This is a genomic window from Nonomuraea candida, from assembly GCF_000725485.1.
Taxonomy (GTDB): domain Bacteria; phylum Actinomycetota; class Actinomycetes; order Streptosporangiales; family Streptosporangiaceae; genus Nonomuraea; species Nonomuraea candida.
This window is the reverse complement of record NZ_JOAG01000100.1, coordinates 1-5595: the sequence shown is the minus strand read 5'-3', so window position 1 is coordinate 5595 and position 5595 is coordinate 1. Positions and strand designations below refer to the sequence as shown.

Here is a 5595-nt window from a genome sequence, read left to right as displayed (position 1 = left end):
ATGTTGCCTGTCGTGGCCGGCGCCAATGCGCGGATCAGCGCGCAGGGCTTCGAAGCACCGACGTGTGTTGGCCAAGGCATGACGGCACAACTCTTCCCACCCACGGACGGCCTCGCCGGTACCGAATCGGACGTCCCACTGTTCCTCTGGAGGGGGCACGGTGACCCGGTCACCGCGTTTCGGACTCACGCGGAGACCTGGACCGGTCCGAAATCACCGCTCGTGGCCTTGCGAGCCTCGGCATGGCGCACGGGGTCCGCCTTGATCCTGGCGGTGGCTCGCCAGCCCGCGATGACCTCTTGGGTAGTGGCATCGACGTCCAGCTCGGCCGCGTCGGAGAGTGCCTCGACCAGTTCCAGCGTAAAAGAACGCACCTCGGCCGATGACAGGTGACGAACCCACGGGAAGACCTCTGGCATGGCGAGGACCAGGGCGCGCGCAGTGGAGTTTCCTCGAAAGATCAGAAAAGGTCACTGCGTCGGCATGACTCGTGCTCACTCTTGCAGTCTACGTCAGAACACAATCTGATGTTGGCCGAAACGGACGCGGCTCTACTCCGAGGCGGGCCGTCCTCCCGCGACAGTACGATCATCCCGTGACGAGAAGGGTGCTCGAGAAAATCGCGGAGCCGATCCGACGCACCGATACCCTCGCCGGCCTGGCCGAAGCGTAATGGGACGTGGCATGCGAAGGCCATGGCCATCCTCCCATCTGACCACCTTGAAGCCTTCCGCAAAGAGTACGAGGGAGGCTTTCCGACCCATAAGATCAAGCACTTTCTGCAGGCAGGGCTCGAGCTCAACACGATATTCGCAGCACTCGGGGACGAGTTGGCTCAAGACATCCTGCGCTGTCGAGCACACAACTACGCGGACGCTTGCTTCGCACTTGTCTACGACCCGGAGAAGTACATACTCAACGCGTCCGGTTTCGAACAGGACTTCCGTGCAGACACTTCCTTCCCTGTCCGGGTGGTGATCCTCCAGTACCACCGCACCCCGGCGACCCACACGATGGAGGACCGCTGGGGTGCGAGGGAGCACTCGGCCGGCATTCGCCGGTCCGCCTCACTCGCCAGTAGGCGCGATACCTACCGGGCACGAGACACCGGTCCCACCGATGCCACAGTAGCCGTTGGGCACTTTGTACAAATATTGCCGGTGGTAACAGTTCGCTCTGCGCAGCAATTCGCAACTCCTCGGAAGCGGTATCGAGGCCCAGCCATCGCTCAAGACAGCGGCCCGAAATGGCGGCGGACATAAGAATCGAAGTTGGAGCCAGTACAAGGCAGGCGCATGCCGGTTGCGACGAGAGAGTCCACGATGTTGCCGGCCGCAACCCCGTTGAGCTTCCCTTGATCACATGCTCGGGAGAGCAGCCAGATGGTGCCGTGGACTTCGAGGCCATGCGCCCGCCCCACGGCTACAGCTTCTCGGTCATCCGTGATGGCGACTCCGGGTGCCAGTTCGGCAGCAGAGAACACACTGGCTTCGCCAAGGTTCCGCTCGGAAGAGCCGATGCGCCGCGTCCACTTGACAAAACACTTGATCTCATCCATCGAGTCCAGCCGCGCCACGGCAAGCCACTCCGCGTTCAGGACCGCATGAAGAGCCGGATACGTCCGAGTGCCGGTCCGAACTTCCTCCCTCACCACATGCGTGGTAAGGCACGTGTCATCCACGAGGAGGTCTCGCAACACGTCCAGACGTTCCGCGCGAGCGAAGTGGTTGAGGCACATCGCATCGAAGACGAGAACCCGGCCGGGGCCCGAGTCGCTCAAGGCTCCAGCTCCGCTTCATCCCGTACGGGCAGATCGGCTGCGACAAGTTGCCCACGCATGAGCTCGACCGCGCGAGGTGCTGTTATGAGGGCCTTCTTGTACGCCTCCACCACCGCATGCGCGTAGCTCGGCGGCACACGAACGTGTTCAAGGTCAGGCTGGGGCGCCCAGCCGACCGCTTCCATCAACTCCGCCCTCGTGGGAGTACGTTGCCGCATTCCTCTGGCAGTGACCTTGTCGATGGCACCCGCCTCCACTGCTTGCCGGATCGTCAAAGTCCATGAAGCCCGGTATCGGGCAGCGAGAACGACCAGGTCCTCCCTGTGCAACGCCCCGCCACTGACTGCTGCAATCGCTCGCATCGGAAGGAGAAGTTCCGCCGCGAAAGCATCGACGATCGCTTCTCGCCCGTCACGGGAAACGTGGACGCCCATATCAGTGGAGTACTCGTCGCCAATGATCAGATGCCCCAGTTCGTGAGCGGCTGTGGCCCGGCGACGGCCGGGGTCGCCCCGCTTGCTCACGACAGCGACGGCAAGCTCGTCTTCGATCAGCGATGCTCCTTCGCCTGGCACATCCACAACCGCGATCAGTTGCCCCAGACGCTCGCACACCCTCATGAGGGAGTCGATCGGCTCATTGTCCAAACCGACTTGTGCCCTCACCCACCAAGCCGCCCGACGGGCGTCCGACACGTCCTGAACAGGACCCTCGTAGCGCTCGATGGCAGGTGCGGTAAGTGTCCCGCTCTCGATGAGTTGCCTGACGTCGTTCAGCCATGCAGTCAGTGCCACCTCCAAGGAGTAGGACTGCCGGGCTGCCTCGGTATCTCCGTCGTCCACCATTTCGGTACGCCTGGACACGACAAGAGGCGGCGGACTGACAAAATAGGCCAGCGGAACATCCAGCACTGTCGAGAGTTTCGACAGTTCCAGGGCGTCCACCCGACGAATGCCACGCTCGATCTTCGCGATCATCGTCCGATCGAGATTCAGGGCCGCAGCGAGCTGTTCCTGCGACATATCGGCCGCAATGCGACACTCGCGTACCCGCTCGCCGACATCTACCCACTCCGCACGGTCACTCATGTTGCGATAATCGCACACGTCGGCGGTCAACGCGAGGCCGTACGACCAACCTCCGGCAATTGTTACCCCACTAGCCTTTTGCGGTATGTGTCCTCTGGGCGTCGGCGAGGAGTGGTGGGCGTGATTCCGGGCACGCCGGCACGGCCGGGAAGACCTCGGTGACAGATGACGCCCGTGCTCATGGCCATGCAAGCCTCGGCGTAGTGCACGGGGTCGGCCTTGATCTTGGCACTAGCTCGCCAGCGCAATACCACTTGGGGAGTGGCATCGGCGTCCAATTCGGCCGCGCCGGAGAGCGCCTCGACCAGTTCCAACGTGAAGGCACGCATCTCGGCCGAGGACAGGTGACAGACCCACGGAAAGACCTCTGGCATGACGATGACCAGGGCAGGCGCGGTCGAGTCGTGCTTGATCAGCGCAAGAAACAACCGAGAGGTGATGGCCGGCGTCCGGTCCGGCTCTTCTTTGCGATCTGCCGCGGCCAGATAGAAGTCTGGAGCATCTCGGTGCGTGACACGTACCCGTCCAAGACGTGCCGCGCGTTCAGCGACCCGCTCGCGGTTGGAAACTGGACACCCTTCTCGATGGCGCTGCGCTCCCGCGCCAGTAAGATCACCAAGTGACGAGAAGGGTGGGCGGTGCTGGCCGCGACCGGCCGGAGAGCCGCAGCGCGGCCAGCGACCGCCCACCGCGCGGCAGGCCGCCGCAGGCGGCTGCCCTTGACCCTGTAAGGAAGGTTGTCGCCGAAGACGACTCTGGCCCATGATCGACGCCGGACGTGCCGGGTGACCACGGGCCAGGATCTAGCTATCTTCGCAGGTCTACGCCTCGCCGGGCGTCAGGCCCACAGGGCAGGCCACGCCCGTGCCGCCGATGCCGCAGTAGCCGTTCGGGACCTTGTAGAGGTACTGCTGGTGGTAAAACTTAACTCTCTGCAACAATTTAAGTGAGGAGAGTTACGTGTCCATTGTCCCGGTCGTCTCCTACGCTCGCATTTCCGCTGACATCAGGCGGGATGAGCACGGGGTGCAGGACCAGCACCGCCTCAACCGGGAGACGGCGGAACGGCACGGGTGGACGGTCGTCCACGAGTACACGGACAACGACAAGTCAGCCGCCAAGGCCGATGTCGTACGCGACGACTTCGAGGCCATGCTGCGGGCTCTCAGGGCCGGCGAACTCCCCGATGGTACGGCGGTCCAAGGCGTCGTGATCGTCGCCGAAGACCGTCTCGCTCGGCGTCCTGGTGACTACGAGCGCTTTGTAGAGGCGATCACGTATCAGGACGGGCGTGTGTTCGCCGACGCTCGCGGCCCGAAGGATCTCTACAGCGAGGACACCGAGAGCATGGGCCTCTTCGGTGCAGTGATCTCCAAGATGGAGGTCCGCAAGATGCAGCGCCGCATGCGCCGCTCGCATCGGACGCGAGCAGAGCAAGGACTTCCGGTCGGCGGTACGCGTCCGTTCGGCTGGAAGCCCGACCGGCTCACCCTCGACGCCCAGGAGGCACCTCTCGTACGGCAAGCAGTCCTCGACCTCATTGCAGGCCGCTCGCTGCACTCCATCACGAACCAATGGCGTCGGCAGGGCGCGAAGACCTCTCTGGGCAACGAGTGGACCTCCGCCTCACTCAAGATCACCGTCCAGAATCCCCGCATCTGCGGATGGCGGGAGATCAACGGCGAACTCGTCCGAGACACAACAGGCAACCCAGTCGTCGGGCAGTGGGAACCGATCGTGACACCCGAACAGTGGATGGCGGTCAAGAACATCTTCGATGCCCGCAGAGGCCACTACATCCACCGGGACGGGCGCATCGGCCACATCCTCACACCGGACTTCCGCGAGCCGAACTACCTGCTCACCGGCTTCCTCCGCTGCGGTCGCGCCAAGCCCGACGGTTCCCTCTGCAACACCTCGCTGCGCGTCACCCACAGCAAGGACTGCGTCCAGCACATCTACATCTGTCCCGGCAAGACCGCTGGTGGCTGCGGCGGACTTGGACGGCGCGGGGACATGGTCGATCTCTACATCTCGGAAGCGGTCCTCGCCAAGCTGGAACAGGTCCAACTCGCCGCGTCCGTCGCTCCAGCAGAGTGGCCGGGCCAGGCAGAGTACGAGGGCGCGAAGACCCGCTTGGAAGAGCTGCGCGTCCAGTGGACGGCAGGCAACATCACCAACGAGCTGTTCTTCTCAACAGCGCCGGACCTTGAGAAGCGCATCGCCCGCCTTCGCACCGAGGCTCAAGGTTTCACCGCCGCCGCTCAACGCCGCCAAGCCCGCTCCGACACCGACATCAGCGACATCCGACGGCGCTGGTACCTGCCAGAGGAGGAAGACGGACTCCCCCTCACCATCAAGCGCTCCTACATCCGCGAAGCCCTCCTAGCCGTGATCATCTATCCCTCCGGCAAGGGACGCAGAAAGTTCAACCCCGACCTGCTTGAGCCCATCTGGCGAGAAGGCTGAGCCCAAGACGTCCAGGACGTCCGAGAAGGCTGCCTCCCTTACCTAGGGGCGACAGCCTTCTTACGTTGCCCTCGGAACCACCGGTGACAACCGGACTTCTACGGACCCAGCCGGACGTCTACGATACGTACCGGACGGCTGCGCTCGGGTCGCCGCCGGGGTTGCGTCCACGGGAGTGGTGTACGAGTTTGACCTGGTCAAGAGGCGTGGCGTCGTGAAATGAAGACGGCCATCGAGTGATCCTTCGAGTAGCTAGAT

General features: G+C 63.5%; 5 protein-coding genes and 3 pseudogenes. 2 read left to right on the top strand and 6 right to left on the bottom strand.

Going from position 1 to position 5595, the window contains the following annotated elements; genetic code table 11:
- Positions 1-185 precede the first annotated feature (185 nt).
- Positions 186-419, bottom strand: a complete 234-nt coding sequence (locus tag IO39_RS51585) for a hypothetical protein (RefSeq protein WP_052424135.1) — start codon at positions 417-419, stop codon at positions 186-188.
- 276 nt (positions 420-695) lie between these two features.
- Here IO39_RS51585 and IO39_RS59815 point away from each other — a divergent pair.
- Positions 696-971 (top strand): annotated as a pseudogene (locus tag IO39_RS59815) (PD-(D/E)XK nuclease domain-containing protein); the annotation flags it as partial.
- A 96-nt stretch (positions 972-1067) separates the two neighbouring features.
- On the opposite strand, the pseudogene IO39_RS58460 reads toward IO39_RS59815, so the two are convergent.
- The 5 genes and pseudogenes from IO39_RS58460 to IO39_RS55580 form a co-directional block, all read right to left on the bottom strand.
- Positions 1068-1175 (bottom strand): annotated as a pseudogene (locus IO39_RS58460) (peptide-methionine (S)-S-oxide reductase MsrA); the annotation flags it as partial.
- A 53-nt stretch (positions 1176-1228) separates the two neighbouring features.
- Positions 1229-1780, bottom strand: coding sequence for a PIN domain-containing protein (locus IO39_RS43035; protein ID WP_043637380.1), 552 nt, complete (start codon positions 1778-1780; stop codon positions 1229-1231).
- Positions 1777-2898, bottom strand: coding sequence for a helix-turn-helix domain-containing protein (locus IO39_RS43030; RefSeq protein WP_245642594.1), 1122 nt, complete (start codon positions 2896-2898; stop codon positions 1777-1779). The genes IO39_RS43035 and IO39_RS43030 overlap by 4 nt, the downstream gene beginning before the upstream one ends.
- A gap of 32 nt (positions 2899-2930) precedes the next feature.
- A complete protein-coding gene (locus IO39_RS57180) occupies positions 2931-3296 on the bottom strand; it encodes a hypothetical protein (protein ID WP_063765462.1) in 366 nt (121 codons plus the stop codon).
- Positions 3297-3689: 393 nt separating this feature from the next.
- Positions 3690-3788: pseudogene (locus tag IO39_RS55580) on the bottom strand (peptide-methionine (S)-S-oxide reductase MsrA); the annotation flags it as partial.
- A gap of 40 nt (positions 3789-3828) precedes the next feature.
- Here IO39_RS55580 and IO39_RS43020 point away from each other — a divergent pair.
- Positions 3829-5337 (top strand): recombinase family protein, encoded by a 1509-nt coding sequence (locus IO39_RS43020; RefSeq protein ID WP_052424134.1) that lies wholly within the window; start codon positions 3829-3831, stop codon positions 5335-5337.
- Positions 5338-5595: the final 258 nt, after the last annotated feature.